Consider the following 16,196-nt stretch of genomic DNA (forward strand, 5'->3'; position numbering starts at 1 on the left):
GCGCCGGCTTTCGCCCTCCCTCGCTGTCCATTGGCATTATTATTGCAAGCTGGAAAGTTTATCGGTCGCCTTTTGACGTTTCGTCATGTGCCTGCATTCCTGCAAGCTAAGGCGGTCCGGGAGAGTGTTATGCACTGTGGAGCGAGGCTTGCCGGCACAGTGCATAGCTCTTTTAAGGAATGTCATCAGTGAAACTGGCCAATGCCATTGCATCCCCGCTCCTGTGCGCCGCCCCCGAGGCTGGCATGTTCAGCCATTTGCTGGCCAATTTCGACGGCTTGGTCTACCGCTGCCTGGTCGACAGCAACTGGACCATGCAATTCATCAGCGACGGCTGCCTTGCGCTGACCGGTTACGAGCCCGAGGATTTCATCGCCAACGCCGCGGTCAGTTACGAAGACCTGATCCACCCGGACCACCGGCAGCATGTGCGCCAGGTGGTCCATGCCGCCCTGCAGCGGCACGAGCGGATCAACCTGGAATACCAGATCGTGCGGCGCGACGGCACGGTACGCTGGGTGTGGGAGCGCGCCACCGGCATCAAGGACATGCACGGCGTCTATATTGCGCTGGAAGGCTTCATTCAGGACATCACGCAGCGCAAGCAGGCTGAACAGGCGCTGCACGAAGCCGAGCAGCGCTATCGCAGCATCGTCGAAAACGCCGTCGAGGGCATCTTCCAGTCGACCCCGGACAAGGGATACCTGGCTGTCAATCCGGCGCTGGCGCGCATCTACGGGTACGACTCGCCGCAGCAGATGATCGACCACCTGCGCGACATCGACAGCCAGCTCTATGTCGACCCGCAGCGGCGCGCCGAATTCCTGCGCTGCATGGCCGAGCACGATGGCGTGATCAATTTCGAATCGCAGGTCTACCAGCGCAACGGCAACGTGATCTGGATTTCGGAAAACGCGCGCAATGTGCGCGGCCCCGACCACGCAGTGCAGTTCTTCGAAGGCTCGGTGATCGACATCACCGAGCGCAAGATCTACGAGGCGCAGATCCGCCACCAGGCCACGCACGACGCGCTGACCGGCCTGCCCAACCGCAATCTGCTGCACGACCGCCTGCAGCAGGCAATGGCCAACGCGCAGCGCAACAACCATATCGCGGCCGTCGCCTTCATCGACCTCGACCAGTTCAAGTTCATCAACGACAGCCTCGGCCATCAGGTCGGCGATGAATTGCTGAAGGTGGTCGGCCAGCGCCTGCGTTCCTGCATGCGCGCCGCCGACACGGTGGCGCGCCAGGGCGGCGACGAGTTCGTCATCGTGCTGGACAATCACCGCAGCTGCGAAACCGTCACCGACATCGTGCGGCGCATGATCGCGCTGGTGGCCGAGCCGTGGCTAGCCAAAGGGCTCGAATTGCAGGTGACCTGCAGCGTCGGCGTGAGCGTCTTCCCGAACGATGGGCGCGACGTCGAAACCCTGCTGCGCAATGCCGATTCCGCGATGTACAAGGCCAAGGAACTCGGGCGCAACACCTTCCAGTATTTTTCGGCCGAGATGAACCTGCATGCGACGCAGCGGCTCGAAGTGCTCAACAGCCTGCGCTACGCGCTGGCCCACGACGAATTCATGCTGCATTACCAGCCCAAGGTGCAGCTGGCAACGGGGCGCGTGATCGGCGCGGAGGCATTGATCCGCTGGCACAGCACGACGCGCGGACTGGTCTCTCCCGGCCACTTCATTCCGCTGGCCGAGGAAAGCGGCCTGATCATTCCGATCGGCGAATGGGTGCTGCGCGCGGCCTGCGCGCAGAATATGGCGTGGCAGCGCGCCGGCCACGCGCCGCTCCCGATCGCGGTCAACCTGTCGCCGCGCCAGCTGGCGCGCGACGACATCGTCGACCTGGTGGCCGATGCGCTGCAAAGCACGGGGCTTGATCCGCGCTACCTGGAACTGGAAATCACCGAAAACGATGTCATGCGCGATGTCGACAAGTCGCTCGCCACCCTGATCCGGCTGAAGGAGCTGGGCGTGAAGATCGCGATCGACGATTTCGGCACCGGCTATTCGAGCCTGAACTACCTGAAGCGCTTCCCGGTCGATACGCTCAAGATCGACCGTTCGTTCGTCAACGACATCGCCACCGACGCCGACGACGCGGCCATCGTCAAAGCGGTCATTTCGCTGGCCCATATCCTGAACCTGGACGTCGTGGCCGAAGGCGTCGAAACCGACGAGCAGCGCCGCTTCCTGGTGGAGAACGGCTGCGACGAGGTGCAGGGGTATTATTTCGGCCGGCCCATGCCGGTGCAGGAATTCGCCGGCGCCTGCTTCCATCCCGGCCATGCATGAGCTGGATCGAGCGGCCCCATTTTCGGATTACGCGGGCGTGGCGACGCGCTGGCCGCTTATCGCCGCCGGCGTTAGCTGCTCAGCGCCCGCATTTCGCTGTACAGGTTTGCCTTTCCTTCGAAACCGATGCCGGGCAAATCCGGCATCGTCACGTAGCCGTCGACCACCTGCACGCCATCCGGGAAGCCGCCGAACGGCTGGAACAGGTCCGGATACGATTCGTTGCCGCCCAGGCCTAGCCCGGCCGCGATATTGAGCGACATCTGGTGCCCGCCGTGCGGAATGCAGCGTTCGGCTGACCAGCCGTGCTGGTGCAGCATCTCGAGCGTGCGCAGGTATTCGACCAGGCCGTAGGAGAGCGCGCAGTCGAACTGCAGCCAGTCGCGGTCGGCCCGCATGCCGCCGTAGCGGATCAAGTTGCGCGCATCCTGCATCGAGAACAGGTTTTCGCCGGTCGCCATCGGCTTGTCATAGTAATTGCGCAGCATCGCCTGCAGTTCAAAGTCGAGCGGATCGCCCGCCTCTTCATACCAGAACAGGTCGTACTGCGACAGCGCCTTCGCATAGGCGATGGCGGTATCCATGTCGAAGCGGCCGTTGGCGTCCACCGCGAGCTTCCGCCCGTCGCCCAGCACCGACAGGATCGCGTCGATGCGGCGCAGGTCCTCGTCGAGCGAGGCGCCGCCGATCTTCTTTTTCACCACCGTGTAGCCGCGGTCGATGTAGCTGCGCATCTCGTCTTTCAACGCATTCAGGTCCTGGCCCGGATGGTAGTAACCGCCGGCGGCGTACACGAACACCTTCCTGTCGAACCTGCCGCCGTTGTAGCGCTCGGCCAAGAGGCGGAACAGCGGCTTGTTCTCGATCTTCGCCACCGCGTCCCACACCGCCATGTCGATGGTGCCGATCGCCACCGAGCGCTCGCCGTGCCCGCCCGGCTTTTCGTTGGTAAACATGCAGTTCCAGATCTTGTGCGGATCGAGATTGGTGCCGGTGTCGTTGACCAGGGTGGCAGGGTCGGCCTGCAGGATGCGCGGAATGAAACGCTCGCGCATCAGGTTGCCTTGCCCGTAGCGGCCGTTGGAATTGAAGCCGTAGCCGACCACCGGGCGGCCGTCGCGGATCACGTCGGTGATGACGGCCACCAGGCTCAAGGTCATCTTGGAAAAGTCGATGTACGCATTGCGGATCGGCGAGCTGATCGGAAGGGTTTTTTCCCGGATTTCAACAATTTTCATGACAGTTCTCCTGTAAGGCGCGTCGCGTTGCGCCGGATATCACAGGCGCCAGCATACGCAAGAACAGCCGATCTATAATTCACCGCCACGCAAACCATTATTAACCTGAAGTGAAATACGATACGTCCTCCGAACTCGCGTTCTTCGTGCTGCTTGCCAAAAAGGCCAGCCTGTCGGCCACCGCGCGCGAGCTCAACATCACGCCGCCAGCCGTCACCAAGCGCCTGGCGCAGCTCGAGCAGCGACTGGGCGTGCGCCTGGTCAACCGGACCACGCGCACGGTCAGCCTGACCAACGAAGGCGAGCTGTACCTCGCGCATGCGAGCCGCATCCTCGACGAGATCCGCGAGATGGAAGAGCAGGTGGCGGCCACGCGCGACGCGCCCAAGGGGCTGCTGCGGGTGAATGCCACGCTCGGCTTTGGCCGCACCACGGTGGCGCCATTGATTTCCACTTATGCGCGGCGCTACCCCGACGTCGCGGTGCAGCTGCAGCTGACGGACCGACCGCTGAACCTGGTGGAGGAAGCATTCGATCTCGGCATCCGTTTCGGCGAATTGCCGGACTCGCGTCTGTCGGCGCGCAAGGTGATGTCGAACCGGCGCTTTTTGTGCGCGTCCCCCGCCTACCTGAAACAGTTCGGCGAGCCGAAAACACCGCACGACCTGGTGCAGCACCGCTGTATCCTGCACCGGCAGAACGACGACGCGCACGGCATCTGGCGCCTGACCAAGGGACGCAAGACGGAAACGGTGAAGGTCGATGGCACGCTGTCGAGCAACGACGGCGACGTGGTGCAGAACTGGGCGCTGGACGGCCACGGCATCCTGATGCGCTCGGAATGGGACGTGGCGCGCTACCTGGAAAGCGGCAGGCTGCAGGTGGTGCTCAAGGACTACAGGCCGGCGCCGGCCGACCTGTTCGTGTACTACCCGAACAGGCGCAACCTGCCGGCCAAGGTACGGACCTTCATCGACTTCCTGGCCGACAGCCTCAACGCAAAGTAGGACGGCGCGGCCCTACATGCTCCAGCCCACCGGCGCCACGCCGAACAGCGTGCGGTGAAAGGTCATCACGAGTAATGCGAGCGCCGTTCCCGCCACCACGGCAATGACGTCCTGGCGCGCCGCCGGCACGAACGATTTCACTGCACGCCTGCCCACGGCCGATATCAGGTCGATGACCGCATAGGCGAGGAAGGCGCCAAACAAGATGGTGGCCTTCGCTTCGCCGTTGGCAGCCAGGTGCACTGCGGCCCAGATACCCACGCCGAGCAGCATCGGATGGCGCAGCACGCGGCGGATATGGGTCTTCATGTTGGCGGATGCCAGCAGGATGAAACTGATGATCATCGCCCCCGGCGCGATTCTGAGCGCGGTGGCGGACGGGGCGAACAGCTGCGGCTCACTCGGGGCACGCGCATAACCCACGACGATCAGCACCAGGCCGATGGCAGACATGATCGAGAACATTCCCTTGTACTTGCGCTCGCCGAGCGCGCCAAACAGCCTGTTTCGGACAGGCGTCAGCACGGGCAGCAGGTGAATGCCGAAAAACACGAACAGTCCGAGAATCAGTATCGCCATGGCAGCACTCCTTTCAGCGGGCATGAGTGGCCCAACTTGCCACGCTCGCCCCCCTGCTTCAGGGCGACCGCAAACCCGCACCTTGGCGTCGCGCTGGATACGAACGTTCGTGCGATACAGCGCGTCCAAGCGGGTGGGCCAGAATGCGTTGCATGGCTGCCTGCCCGCAAACAGCATCAACCCAAATGGCATCAGCCGGATGTGAGCGCCTACTGTGCGCCGCTATCAATACGGGATGGCGAATACGGCGGCGACGGTGGCGATGGTTAATACGATAAAAAATGTGATTACGGCGAAATCAGCGCGTTCCATAACGGACCCCAACAGGCTTGATGAAGGGTTGCGCATTGGCTGGGCGTGACTAGCCGGCGCCCGGCACCCGGCACCCGGCACGATGGCCATCAAGCAGTTCATGCGCCCCTCGGTTCTCACGATAGCCGTCGCAGACGATCGCATATTGAGCGTTCTAAAGAGGAAAACCGCCGCATCCTGGTTTATGCATCGCGGTTGAGAAAGCGCAATCCGTTTCGGCAGCCAAGGACTTTAATGGAAAAAACACCGGCCGACCGGGAGGAGGAGAGCGCAATGACTTCAACAATTATTTTGCTATTGGCCGTACTGACTGCCGGATCCATCCTCGGCACGTTTGTCATCGCGATTTTGGAGCTCGATGCGATCGACCAGATCCCCAAAGCGCTGTCGGAATCGCAGGAGGCGCTGAATAACGTCTTGCCTTAGCCGTGCTGCGTTTCCGAGGCATGCACGGGCCGCACACTGCAGGTCCATCACTGGCAACTGCTTGCCGCCGTTCCCATTTCATGCGGTGCCGGTGAGCTGGCCAGTCCGCGTTGTAAATTTCCCACGATCAACATTTCGGCTATTTAGAGGCATAATACCTTGCCTCTTTTGTGCCGAATCATGCCCGACCACTTCCTCACCCCCAGTAATGTTTCGACTCCCTTGCAACGCTTCGCGGTGCGCACGCTGGCCCTGTTCGGCTGGCGCGTTAACTTCGCCCCGCTGCCGGGGCCGCGCGGCGTGGTGATCGTCTATCCGCACACGTCCAACTGGGATGTCGTCGTCGGCTTGCTCGCCAAGTGGGCCGTCGGCGTGCCGTTTCGCTGGCTGGGCAAGGAAGCTCTCTTTCGTGGCGTTTGCGGGATGACGCTGGGACCGATTCTGCGCGCCTGCGGCTGCGAGCCGATCGAGCGCGGCACCTCCACGGGCGCCATCGAGCGCCTGGCGCAACGCATCAGGTCTGCCGATTTCTACTGGCTGGCGCTGGCGCCAGAAGGCACCCGCAAGTATCGCGACGGATGGCGCAGCGGCTTTTATCATATTGCGCTGACCGCCCGCGTGCCGCTCGGGATGGCGACCCTTGATTACCGCAACAAGCAGGTGCGGCTGGTCGATTATGTGATGATGACCGGCGAGCGGGAAACCGATCTGGTGTGCATCCGCAACGTATATCGGGAGTGCCATGGCCTGAAGCCGGAATGCGCGGGTTCGATCGATTTCGCTACCGGCGAACGCCGCGAAAAGCAGCCGGCGCTGCACGAGTGACGAGCAGCCATCCCGCCACCGGCATGGCGGCGATTGTCAGGCGGCTGCCAGGCCGGTAACCGCGCCGTTGTTTGCGCTGTCGCCCGAGAACGCCTGTTCCAGCGCGCGCGCGACCAGTCCTGCTTCCAGCGCGATGTGCGCGCTTCCTTCGCGCAGAGCCCGCGCTAGCTCCTCGTCCGTGACCGACAACGCTTCCTGGCGCGTGCTGGTGGAGAAGATGAACAGGCTGCGCATCGGGCTGATCCATGCCAGCTTGACGGTCATGGGCGGCGTGCCTTCGCGGGTGAATTCCACCCAGGTGCCGCGCGCGAGCTTTTGCACCTGCAGGTCGAACGCATCGGGAGCCGGTTCCGGCTGCTGCCGTGCCTGCCGCTGCAGGCGCCGCTCCGCTGCCTTCTTGGCGACCGCCACCGCGATCATCATCTGGCGCTCCGGCGACAGTTCGAGCGGCGCGCGCACAATCGAGGCATGGCACTTGGCCAGGTCGTCGAAGAACTTGATGCGCGCCGCGTCGTTCCACTTGATCAGATCGAGCCACTTGTTGAGCATCGCGATGATGTTCGGCAGCTTGGCGAGCAGGTTCTTGCGCTCTTCCATCGTGATCTTCGGCTTGACGCTCCAGCACAGGTCGTCCATGGTGCGCAGGGCGCTGTCGAGCGCCTGCGGCTTGTCGTCCTTGACCGTGTAGGCGAGCGTCAGCACCGACACCCACTTGTCTTCCAGGAAGGTCTCGACGAAGGCGACCACTTCCCCGGTGCCCACGCGCAGCGCGATCTCGTTCCTGGCGGCTTGCGCCGCCTGCAGACGCTTTTCCTGTTCCAGCGCTTGCGTGATCGAGCTCGACAGCGTTTCCGCGGCGCTTGCATCGAGCTCGGCGGCGAACGATTCGAGTTCGGCCAGCGCCTCGGCAAACGATGGCAGGCGCTGGTCGGACTGGATGCGCTTGACGTTGCGCAGGATGGTCTGGTACAGCCGGTCGCGCGGCCCGCCCGTGCGGTCCCAGCTGATGCCCAGATGGGCCATCAGCTCGATGACGCGCCGCGCCGGATGGTTGGGCTTGAAGAAGAAATCCTTGTCATGCAAGGTCGCCTTCAGCAGCGGTATCTGCAGCGAACCGATCAGGGTCTTGATTTCCGCCGCGATGTTGCGCGCGACGAAGATGGCTTCGAACACCGTGCTCAGCAACATGATGGTATTGGCATCCTCTACCGACAGCGAACCCTGTGGCGCCCAGCGCTGGATATGCGCCAACAGTGCAGCACCCTGCGCGCCGGGCATGCCGCCGGCCTGATGCGGATCGGGCCCGTTTTTCTGGATCTCGGCCAGGTACGCCAGCAGTTCGTGGCGCGCGCCGGCGTCATGCAGCGTTTCGGCGCCGAACAGCGACGGCAGGTCGTCGTCGGGCACGCGCTCTACGTTGTGGCGGCGCGACTGCGCAGCCGGGAACATGCGCTGCAGCTGCTGCATGACGGGATTGGCGGCGGCTTCGTCCGGCATGACGAGGGGGGCCGGGCGCGGCACTTCCGTCGGTGCGGCCGTGATGCCGCGCCTGACCAGCGTGGCATTGAGCGTATGCAGGATCGGACCCATATCGATGCCCAAGTCCTCGCTCAAGGTGCGAAACGCCAGATGATGCGCCTTTGCGTCGGGATGAAAGTCGCACCATGCATCGTGCAGCGCCGACAGGAACACCTGCGGCCGGAATGGATTTTGCGCTGTCGTCAGTTCATCCCGGTCAAGCAGGCAAGCCAGCCGAGAGTTGAGCACCACCAGGCGGTTCGCATGCTCGTTTTCGATGGCGCGGCTGATCTTGACGAGAGTGAGTTTCTTGTCGATTTCCAGGTCGGGCGCAAGCGGCTTTGCGCTGCCTGATTCGAGGGGGGCTGCCGCACCCGCATCAAGCGCCTGCACCTCGTTGTGCAGCATGGCGCCAAGCCGTTCGGAGGCGACATAATGAAAAAGATAGCGGTTCTTCTTCAGCAGCGCGGCGGCATCCGCACGCAGCTGGAATTCCTCGGCGCTGATCCCCTCCGGCCGTAATAGCAGCGCATTCGCCAGGCGCGTTGCAAGGCTGTCAAGCTGCTTGCCGGCTGCGCTTGACGCAATGTCGACTAGTTCCTGCCAGATAGCTGCCCGCTGTATCGCGGACGGGGCACCGGCAGGCTCGGGGGAAAGGGAGACCATGGCATTGCTGCTTTATATACGGTGGAGAAGGAACGCATCCCATTGTCGGGAACATACCGTATTGTTGCATAATATTGCCGTAGGGCAAGATTTAAATTGTAAATAGACGTTTCTTTTTAAATATTAAATTATTAATCGTTTGCAGGAGATTCCGGAGTTGTGCGCCCTTCTACGTGCGATAGGGGGAGTATGTCTATTGGTTCGCAATGCAGTAGCTTGCTTGCAATCCGAGTGCTTTCGCCTCGTTGAGATGCAAGCTATCTGACTGTACCAGCAGGTGAAACTTGCCCAGTCTGATCCCGATACCGAGGGTTTTGAAACGCGTTTCAACATTGGTGCTGATCTCGCCCCAGCTAAAGTGACGCCCTAGAGAAAGAGTTGGGATTGTTACGCCTGCCCAGCGCTCGACTTGTGCGGCTGCATCCCATGCATTGCGCCGGTACGACAGCATTGCGACGGTTGAGCGCGGAATCGCGAAATTTTCATCGACTTGGGGGGCAATTCCTCTTAGCGTGGGCCGGAAATTCACATCGCCATTGCTGTCGCGGTCGGTCACATTGGAGTTGATGGTCCGTTGCATGACTGGCAGTTTGCTCCAACGGATACGGCTCCATAGATCGTCAAACTGCAGCTTGAGCGAAAGTGACTGCGAGAGCGGCAGGTCCATCTCCAGCGACAGACTGGTGCCTGAAGCGTTTGGTTCACCTCGCATGGGTTGATTGTCGTAGCGATAGCGGCTGTTGGCATCTGTTTGCGCGGCATTGAAGCTATAACTCGCGGTTGGTGTGTACAGCACGCTGCCAGACACAACGTTTTCGCGCAGCTGCGGCCGGGTGTAGAGGGTGCCGCTGATTTTCAGGTGTGGCGTGTTGCCGGCAAGCGTCGGGCCGTCGAAGCTGTGCGCCACTCGCATCCCCTGAGCAGACCAGGACGTCAGCCGGGCACTGGCATCGAATTTCGTGCCAGGCGCTGGATCGATCCTCTGCTTGTACAGCCGTACTGCCTCCAGTGCATCCCGGTTGGCATCCAAGGACGCTTCCTGGCGCACTTCCCAGCCGATGCTCCAATGTTCGTTTTCCATGCCGATACCGGCGCGTAGGCGCATTAGCGAGACGTTGTTGCCATCCTTGGGCGAAAAGCCGCTGGACCAGTCACTGTCGAATTTTTTCACGGCTACGGCATCGGAGACTTCCCAAGCTTGGGCGGCGGTGTATGGGCGCCAGTCGGAAAGGAGCGAGGATACGCTGCTTTGAGCAAGTGCAGCTTGGGGAAGCTGGGCGACGGATAAGAGTATGGGAGCAAGCAGATGACGCATGACAATCTCGAAAAAAAAGCCTGACGGGTGTGCCGTCAGGCTTTGAAGCTAATTACACAACGTTTACTTCAGCGACTCGAACGTGTTGCTATTGTCGATGTAATAGACGATGCCCTTGTCGAGATCGATCGTCCCGACCTTGGCGCTATCTTTCATCACATCGGCAATCTTCTGCCCACGGGCGACCTTGAACGAGACTCCGTTCGCGCTGGAGACATCGAGCAACTCGCCGGCCGCAGCGGTACGTACCATGCTGGCAATGACCACGGCCGTGCCATCGTTGTACTGCGCGTGGATGTCCTCGGCGACGTCGGAGGCAATGCTGCGGGTGGCGCTCACCAGAATGCTCAGTGTCGGACGGCCCGGGACATTGACCTTGCCGATGATCTTGAGAGTGCCCTTGTACTGATTGTCGGCCGATACCTGCTGACGCGGGTCGAAGTTTTCATAGCCCGCTGTACCGAGCGACAAGGTACCCGAGAAGAGCTGTATCAAGTTGTTCGACAGCGTGCCCGTGAAGGAAACGTTGGTTGGCCGGTAATTGCTGAGGCTCTTGTCGACCTTGCCGTCTGACACGGTGAGTGATCCTTCGATCTTGCTGCTGCCGGCTTCGCTCGACACTTGCAGGCTGACCGCCTTCAGGCCGTTGTCGACGCTATTGCCCTTTCCGTCTTCCTGCACGCGGGCGAAGGAGCTGGAGCCGAGGGCCATGTGACCAACAATTTTGCCACCCTTTTTCGACGTGAAATCCCCCGTGAGCGCGTACTTGAACACATTGCTGCCTTCATTGGTGCGCGTGAAAGCCATGTTCCACACTTCGTGGTCGGTGAGGGCCGAACCGTTGAAATAGTCGACGCGTGCCGGCATCATGCCTTTCACCGTGAACCCGGTAATCCCGGATTCAGACTTCGTGTAGGTAATGGTGTTGGTTGTGCTGGCAGTGGCGGGGTCGCCATAGGTGCCGATGGTGACAGGCGCGGACTGCGTGATTTGTGGTGGTTGATACGGGGCCTGCGGCGATTGATTTAGGACCGGTGTTACTGTCGTTGTCATACTCTTCGCCCGCGTCTTATACCAATAGGCGTTGGTTCCATTCGGGATCAGCATGATGCCCTTGCTGACTGTCATGTAGGAGTAGACGCCTGTCGCTGTGTCGTACGTGGACGAGTTGTATACCGACCGATCCCAAAGGCTGCAGCCGATGCTGGCGGCGGTGTCCTTGGAAGTCGCAACAGACTTTCCATCTTGATCGCTAAAGACCGTGCAACCACCGATTGGATATCCGCCGCGATATACCATCCGGGAGGGAGTAAGGGGGCTCACGCCGGGCATGGCGGTCATCATGGGGTCGACCGTCGCGATACCTGCCTTATAGTTCTCGAAAAATTCGATCCCTGCGGGGATGAGCGACATCCAGTCCAGTAATTCGAAATCGACAGGTGCAACCGCCTGGTCGAAATCCCGCTTTATGGCGGTGGCGCTCAAATCCAGCGCACCGCCAGCGGCGCCGGCCGCTTGCAATGCCTGGCTGGTGTTGCGCAGGCTGGTGAACAATTGCTTTGCCGCATCTACGCCGCTTACCGGAGTCTTGGAGGTGCTAACTTCTTGTTGCGCGACGGTTAGAGAGATGGTGTTGCGCACTTCCTCCAGTTTTTTTCCGGTGTTGTTGACCTCGGGCTTGCTGGCAACGGTTTCCGCAGCGGCGACCAGAGTGGAACCCAACACTTCGTTAAACGTGGTTTTGTCTGCGGACATGGTGGCGGGGGCGGTCACCTTGTTGATAGTGCACACCAAATCGTCCAATTGGCAGCCGGTCGAGCCGCTGGCAGACATTTGCGAGACGGCGGCCAGAATCAGGCTCTGAGTTTTTTCATCCTCGCGCGCATGGGCGGCGTCAGAAGAATTGGAGTTGACCGGCTTGGTATTTTCTGGGTCAAAGCCGAACTTAGTGCGGATAGCTTGCTTGGCTTGGGCGATATTGGCCGTCGAGAGTCCACCGGCGGCATTTTCTGCCGTCTTGACTGCCAACTCAGTCAGCGGGGACACATGGCCCGTATACGGACCATCCGGCGCTTGCGTTAATGCAACGACGTTACGCAGTTTCAGGCCGTCCGGTACAGCGATTTCGCCCTTGATCTCGTCCATCATAGTGGCGCCGGGGCCGGTGCTGACTTCGACGATAAAATTAAGTACGCTCTTAGGGATTGCTACCGAATACGTGCCGTCGTCTGCGGTGGTGCCCGTTGCAACCGGGCTGGCTCCCGGCTTGCCATCGGCGCCAATTTCGAAGACCTTCACCGTTCCTTTCTTAATGATGCCCTTCGCTGCCGTGCCTTGAACGGTCAAGTTGCTGCTACCGCTGCTTGTGGGGCTGTCGCTACCCCCACCACCGCAGCCGGCGGCCAATAGCGCCATCGATAATGCGCTCAGACTGAGCACAGTTTTAATCTGTTTATGCATTTTTCTCCCTTTTTTATGAAAGCACAGTGTAGAAAGGCACCGTCCCTAGAAATGGCCGAGCAAATTTGATCGGCATTTTGATTTATCTCAACAAGCGAGCTTAGCATCAATGTTGTTTTTTTCATCTACCATAAATCGGGTATTGACCACTGTGTTTCAGCCGCTTCAGGAGCGCAGGAGAAGTTCTGTGAGGTGCATGGGCAAATAAAAAAGCGCGGTCAGGTTGCCCTGCCGCGCTCTGTTTTTTTGTGTGTCTCCTCCATCCCCGCGTACGGAAGATGCGTTCGTTGCTGCCTACTTCACCTTCATGCTGCCAAACGTTTCTCCAGCTGCTCCATGGTCGCTGCCAGCTCTTTCGGCAAGTGATACTTCAGTTTGTCGAACAGCTCGGCATGCAGTTTCAACTCCGCTTGCCATGCAGCCTTGTCGACCGACGTGATCTTGTTGAACTGCTCTTGCGAGAAGTCCAGGCCATCCCACTTCAGGTCTTCGTAGCGCGGCGTGATGCCGAATACGTTCTCGACGCCGCCGGCGGTACCGGCAATACGGTCGAGCATCCACTTCAGCACGCGCATGTTGTCGCCAAAGCCCGGCCACACGAACTTGCCGTTCTCGTCGGTGCGGAACCAGTTCACGCAGTAGATCTTCGGCAGCTCGGCCGGGGATGCGGCGATCTTCTTGCCCATGTCGAGCCAGTGCTGGAAGTAGTCGCTCATGTTGTAGCCCATGAACGGCAGCATCGCGAACGGGTCGCGGCGCACCACGCCCTGCTGGCCGGCGGCCGCTGCGGTGGTCTCGGAGCCCATGGTCGCAGCCATGTATACGCCTTCGACCCAGTTGCGCGCTTCGGTCACCAGCGGCACGGTCGTCGAGCGACGGCCGCCGAAGATGAAGGCCGAGAGCGGCACGCCGTTCGGGTCGTCCCAGGCCGGGTCGATCACCGGGTTCTGGGTGGCGGCAACGGTGAAGCGCGCGTTCGGGTGCGCTGCCTTGCGGCCGGTTTCCTTGCCGATTTCCGGCGTCCAGTCCTTGCCTTGCCAGTCGATCAGGTGCGCCGGCGCTTCCTTGGTCAAGCCTTCCCACCACACGTCGCCATCGTCGGTCAGTGCGACGTTGGTGAAGATGGTGTTGGCGTTCAAGGACGCCATGCAGTTGGAGTTGGTGATGGTGTTGGTGCCCGGCGCCACGCCGAAGTAGCCGGCTTCCGGATTGATCGCGTACAGGCGACCGTCGCTGTGCGGTTTGATCCAGGCGATATCGTCGCCGATGGTGGTGACTTTCCAGCCGTTGAAGGTCTTCGGCGGGATCAGCATCGCAAAATTGGTCTTGCCGCAGGCGGACGGGAAGGCGGCTGCCACATAGTGCTTCTTGCCTTCCGGCGATTCGACGCCGAGGATCAGCATGTGTTCCGCCAGCCAGCCTTGGTCGCGGCCCATGGTCGAGGCGATGCGCAGCGCGAAGCACTTCTTGCCCAGCAGCGCATTGCCGCCGTAACCAGAACCGAACGACCAGATTTCGCGGGTTTCCGGATAGTGCACGATGTACTTGGTCTGGTTGCATGGCCATGCGACGTCTTGCTCTCCCTTGGCCAGCGGCTTGCCGACCGAATGCACGCACGGCACGAAGGCGCCGTCAGTGCCGAGCACGTCATAGACTGCCTTGCCCATGCGCGTCATGATGCGCATGTTGACGGCCACATACGGCGAGTCGGACAGTTCCACGCCGACATGGGCGATGTGGGAGCCGAGTGGACCCATCGAGAACGGAATCACGTACATGGTGCGACCGCGCATGCAACCGTCGAACAGGCCGTTCAAGGTTGTGCGCATTTCGGCCGGAGCCATCCAGTTGTTGGTCGGGCCGGCGTCTTCCTGCTTGGCGGAGCAGATGAAGGTGCGGTCTTCCACGCGCGCCACGTCGGACGGGTCGGAGCAGGCCAGGAAGCTGTTCGGACGCTTGGCGTCGTTCAGTCTTTTCATGGTGCCGGCGGCAACCATTTCGGCGCACAGGCGATCGTATTCTTCTTGCGAGCCGTCGCACCAGTAGATGCGGTCCGGCTTGGTGAGGGCCGCGATTTCCGCTACCCAGTTGATCAGTTTCTGTTGCTTAACGTAAGTTGGTGCGTTCAAAGATGCAACGCCACCCATAACGGGCTGATTCATAGGAACTACCTCCAATGCCAATAAAGAATTCTGTCTTGTCCCGGCACGGCAGGATCGTCGTCAGCTTGTGGCTCGGCTAGCTAAGGTCTAGCGGTACGGCGGTCTTGTCGGAGTAGTCGTCCGGAGCGGCCTTCGGAGCGCTCTGACGGCGACTGCGCAGCCCGAAAAATGGAATAATGTCCAGGCTGGTGGGCTTGCATTCTTGTAAGAAAGGATGCAAGAAGTAGGGGCCGATTGTACACCGCTGTTCCCTCTTAACTCAATGATTTACAACACAAATGTAGGAATAATTGTTGAGTTTTGTAGTAGGTCATTGGTGTCTGCTCCATATCTGTTGCTTTATTACGTAAATATGACTGGATTTTAAATCGGATATGAAAATTGCCATTCTCGACGACTATCAGGATGGCGTGCGCCACCTTGACTGTTTCCGTCTGCTCGACGGCCACGATGTAAAGATATTTAACAATAGTGCACGCGGACTCGGGCAGCTTGCGGTACGTCTAGGCGTGTTCGAGGCGCTGGTGCTGATTCGCGAACGCACCGTGCTCTCCGCCGCGCTTCTCAACAAGCTGCCCCATTTAAAACTGATTTCGCAGACCGGCAAGGTCTCCGGCCACATTGACGTGGCGGCGGCCACCGCGCGCGGCATTGCCATCGTCGAGGGCGTCGGCGACCCGACTGCGCCGGCAGAACTGACCTGGGCGCTGATCATGGCCGCCATGCGCAAAATCGTGCCGTACGCGACCCATTTGCGCGAAGGCTTGTGGCAGACCGCCTCGATCATGCCCGAACTCAATACGCTGGGCAGCGTCTTGAAGGGAAGAACGCTGGCAATCTGGGGGTATGGGCGCATCGGAAAGCTGGTCGCCGGTTATGGCCGCGCGTTCGGCATGGATGTCGTGATCTGGGGGAGCGATGCCAGCAGGCAGGCGGCCGAGCAGGACGGCTACCGGGCGGCAGCGTCGAAGGAGGCATTCTTTGCCCAAGCCGACGTGCTGTCGTTGCACCTGCGCCTGAACGACGCCACGCGCGGCATCGTCACGGCAGCCGACCTGACGCGCATGAAGCCAAGCGCATTATTCGTCAATACCAGCCGCGCCGAGCTGGTCGCGCCGGGCGCGCTCGAGATGGCATTGCGCATCGGCCAGCCAGGCTTTGCCGCGCTTGACGTGTTCGAAACCGAACCACTGCCGGCCGACTCACCGCTGTTGCGCTATGCCAATGTTCTCGCGACGCCGCATCTGGGCTATGTCGAAAAGGATAGCTACGAGCTGTATTTCCGCGCGGCCTTCCAGAACATCATCGATTTCGCCAGGGGCGAGCCGAAGAATGTGCTGAATCCGGCAGCGCTGGCGCATTAAGCTGCTTTCGGCACGCCC

General features: G+C 60.7%; 12 protein-coding genes. 5 read left to right on the top strand and 7 right to left on the bottom strand.

What is annotated here, in order from left to right:
* Window positions 1-179: 179 nt before the first annotated feature.
* Window positions 180-2,306 (top strand): putative bifunctional diguanylate cyclase/phosphodiesterase, encoded by a 2,127-nt coding sequence (locus TSA66_RS21355; RefSeq protein ID WP_094299018.1) that lies wholly within the window; start codon window positions 180-182, stop codon window positions 2,304-2,306.
* A 71-nt stretch (window positions 2,307-2,377) separates the two neighbouring features.
* Here TSA66_RS21355 and TSA66_RS21360 read toward each other — a convergent pair whose 3' ends face one another.
* Complete coding sequence (locus TSA66_RS21360; RefSeq protein WP_040041435.1) at window positions 2,378-3,544, bottom strand: mandelate racemase/muconate lactonizing enzyme family protein; 1,167 nt, start codon at window positions 3,542-3,544, stop codon at window positions 2,378-2,380.
* Between the two features lie 110 nt (window positions 3,545-3,654).
* On the opposite strand from TSA66_RS21360, the gene TSA66_RS21365 reads away from it, so the two are divergent.
* A complete protein-coding gene (locus TSA66_RS21365; RefSeq protein ID WP_040041436.1) occupies window positions 3,655-4,551 on the top strand; it encodes a LysR substrate-binding domain-containing protein in 897 nt (298 codons plus the stop codon).
* 12 nt (window positions 4,552-4,563) lie between these two features.
* Here the strand turns inward: TSA66_RS21365 and TSA66_RS21370 are convergent, their stop codons facing one another.
* Together TSA66_RS21370 and TSA66_RS27450 are read right to left on the bottom strand one after the other, a co-directional pair.
* Window positions 4,564-5,130, bottom strand: a complete 567-nt coding sequence (locus tag TSA66_RS21370; RefSeq protein ID WP_040041437.1) for an NnrU family protein — start codon at window positions 5,128-5,130, stop codon at window positions 4,564-4,566.
* 225 nt (window positions 5,131-5,355) lie between these two features.
* Window positions 5,356-5,544, bottom strand: coding sequence for a hypothetical protein (locus tag TSA66_RS27450; protein ID WP_198358862.1), 189 nt, complete (start codon window positions 5,542-5,544; stop codon window positions 5,356-5,358).
* Window positions 5,545-5,676: 132 nt separating this feature from the next.
* Between TSA66_RS27450 and TSA66_RS21375 the strand changes: the two genes are divergently transcribed.
* Together TSA66_RS21375 and TSA66_RS21380 are read left to right on the top strand one after the other, a co-directional pair.
* Complete coding sequence (locus tag TSA66_RS21375; protein WP_040041438.1) at window positions 5,677-5,868, top strand: hypothetical protein; 192 nt, start codon at window positions 5,677-5,679, stop codon at window positions 5,866-5,868.
* Window positions 5,869-6,048: 180 nt separating this feature from the next.
* Window positions 6,049-6,693 carry a 1-acyl-sn-glycerol-3-phosphate acyltransferase gene (locus tag TSA66_RS21380; protein ID WP_040041439.1) on the top strand — a complete coding sequence of 215 codons (645 nt, stop codon included), beginning with the start codon at window positions 6,049-6,051 and terminating at the stop codon, window positions 6,691-6,693.
* A gap of 36 nt (window positions 6,694-6,729) precedes the next feature.
* On the opposite strand, the gene TSA66_RS21385 is transcribed toward TSA66_RS21380, so the two are convergent.
* From TSA66_RS21385 to TSA66_RS21400, 4 genes are all read right to left on the bottom strand, one after another.
* Complete coding sequence (locus TSA66_RS21385; RefSeq protein WP_052452499.1) at window positions 6,730-8,877, bottom strand: DUF1631 family protein; 2,148 nt, start codon at window positions 8,875-8,877, stop codon at window positions 6,730-6,732.
* A 193-nt stretch (window positions 8,878-9,070) separates the two neighbouring features.
* The gene (locus tag TSA66_RS21390) at window positions 9,071-10,192 is read right to left on the bottom strand and encodes a hypothetical protein (protein WP_157691744.1); all 1,122 of its coding nucleotides are present in this window, start codon (window positions 10,190-10,192) and stop codon (window positions 9,071-9,073) included.
* A gap of 63 nt (window positions 10,193-10,255) precedes the next feature.
* On the bottom strand, window positions 10,256-12,652 hold the full coding sequence (locus TSA66_RS21395; protein ID WP_157691745.1) for a hypothetical protein: 2,397 nt from the start codon (window positions 12,650-12,652) through the stop codon (window positions 10,256-10,258).
* Between the two features lie 305 nt (window positions 12,653-12,957).
* Window positions 12,958-14,814, bottom strand: coding sequence for a phosphoenolpyruvate carboxykinase (GTP) (locus TSA66_RS21400; protein WP_040041442.1), 1,857 nt, complete (start codon window positions 14,812-14,814; stop codon window positions 12,958-12,960).
* Window positions 14,815-15,188: 374 nt separating this feature from the next.
* Here TSA66_RS21400 and TSA66_RS21405 point away from each other — a divergent pair, with 374 nt between their 5' ends.
* The gene (locus TSA66_RS21405; protein WP_040041443.1) at window positions 15,189-16,178 is read left to right on the top strand and encodes a D-2-hydroxyacid dehydrogenase family protein; all 990 of its coding nucleotides are present in this window, start codon (window positions 15,189-15,191) and stop codon (window positions 16,176-16,178) included.
* Window positions 16,179-16,196 lie beyond the last annotated feature (18 nt).

Origin of the sequence: Noviherbaspirillum autotrophicum, from assembly GCF_000818395.1 — a bacterium.
GTDB classification, from domain to species: Bacteria; Pseudomonadota; Gammaproteobacteria; order Burkholderiales; family Burkholderiaceae_D; genus Noviherbaspirillum; species Noviherbaspirillum autotrophicum.

What these genes read in the sequence shown, in the direction of transcription:
- TSA66_RS21355 (WP_094299018.1), top strand. Translation starts at nt 180, where the DNA reads ATGTCATCAGTGAAACTGGCCAATGCCATTGCATCCCCGCTCCTGTGC.
- TSA66_RS21360 (WP_040041435.1), bottom strand. Translation starts at nt 3,544, where the DNA reads ATGAAAATTGTTGAAATCCGGGAAAAAACCCTTCCGATCAGCTCGCCG.
- TSA66_RS21370 (WP_040041437.1), bottom strand. Translation starts at nt 5,130, where the DNA reads ATGGCGATACTGATTCTCGGACTGTTCGTGTTTTTCGGCATTCACCTG.
- TSA66_RS27450 (WP_198358862.1), bottom strand. Translation starts at nt 5,544, where the DNA reads ATGAACTGCTTGATGGCCATCGTGCCGGGTGCCGGGTGCCGGGCGCCG.
- TSA66_RS21375 (WP_040041438.1), top strand. Translation starts at nt 5,677, where the DNA reads ATGGAAAAAACACCGGCCGACCGGGAGGAGGAGAGCGCAATGACTTCA.
- TSA66_RS21380 (WP_040041439.1), top strand. Translation starts at nt 6,049, where the DNA reads ATGCCCGACCACTTCCTCACCCCCAGTAATGTTTCGACTCCCTTGCAA.
- TSA66_RS21385 (WP_052452499.1), bottom strand. Translation starts at nt 8,877, where the DNA reads ATGGTCTCCCTTTCCCCCGAGCCTGCCGGTGCCCCGTCCGCGATACAG.
- TSA66_RS21390 (WP_157691744.1), bottom strand. Translation starts at nt 10,192, where the DNA reads ATGCGTCATCTGCTTGCTCCCATACTCTTATCCGTCGCCCAGCTTCCC.
- TSA66_RS21395 (WP_157691745.1), bottom strand. Translation starts at nt 12,652, where the DNA reads ATGCATAAACAGATTAAAACTGTGCTCAGTCTGAGCGCATTATCGATG.
- TSA66_RS21400 (WP_040041442.1), bottom strand. Translation starts at nt 14,814, where the DNA reads ATGAATCAGCCCGTTATGGGTGGCGTTGCATCTTTGAACGCACCAACT.
- TSA66_RS21405 (WP_040041443.1), top strand. Translation starts at nt 15,189, where the DNA reads ATGAAAATTGCCATTCTCGACGACTATCAGGATGGCGTGCGCCACCTT.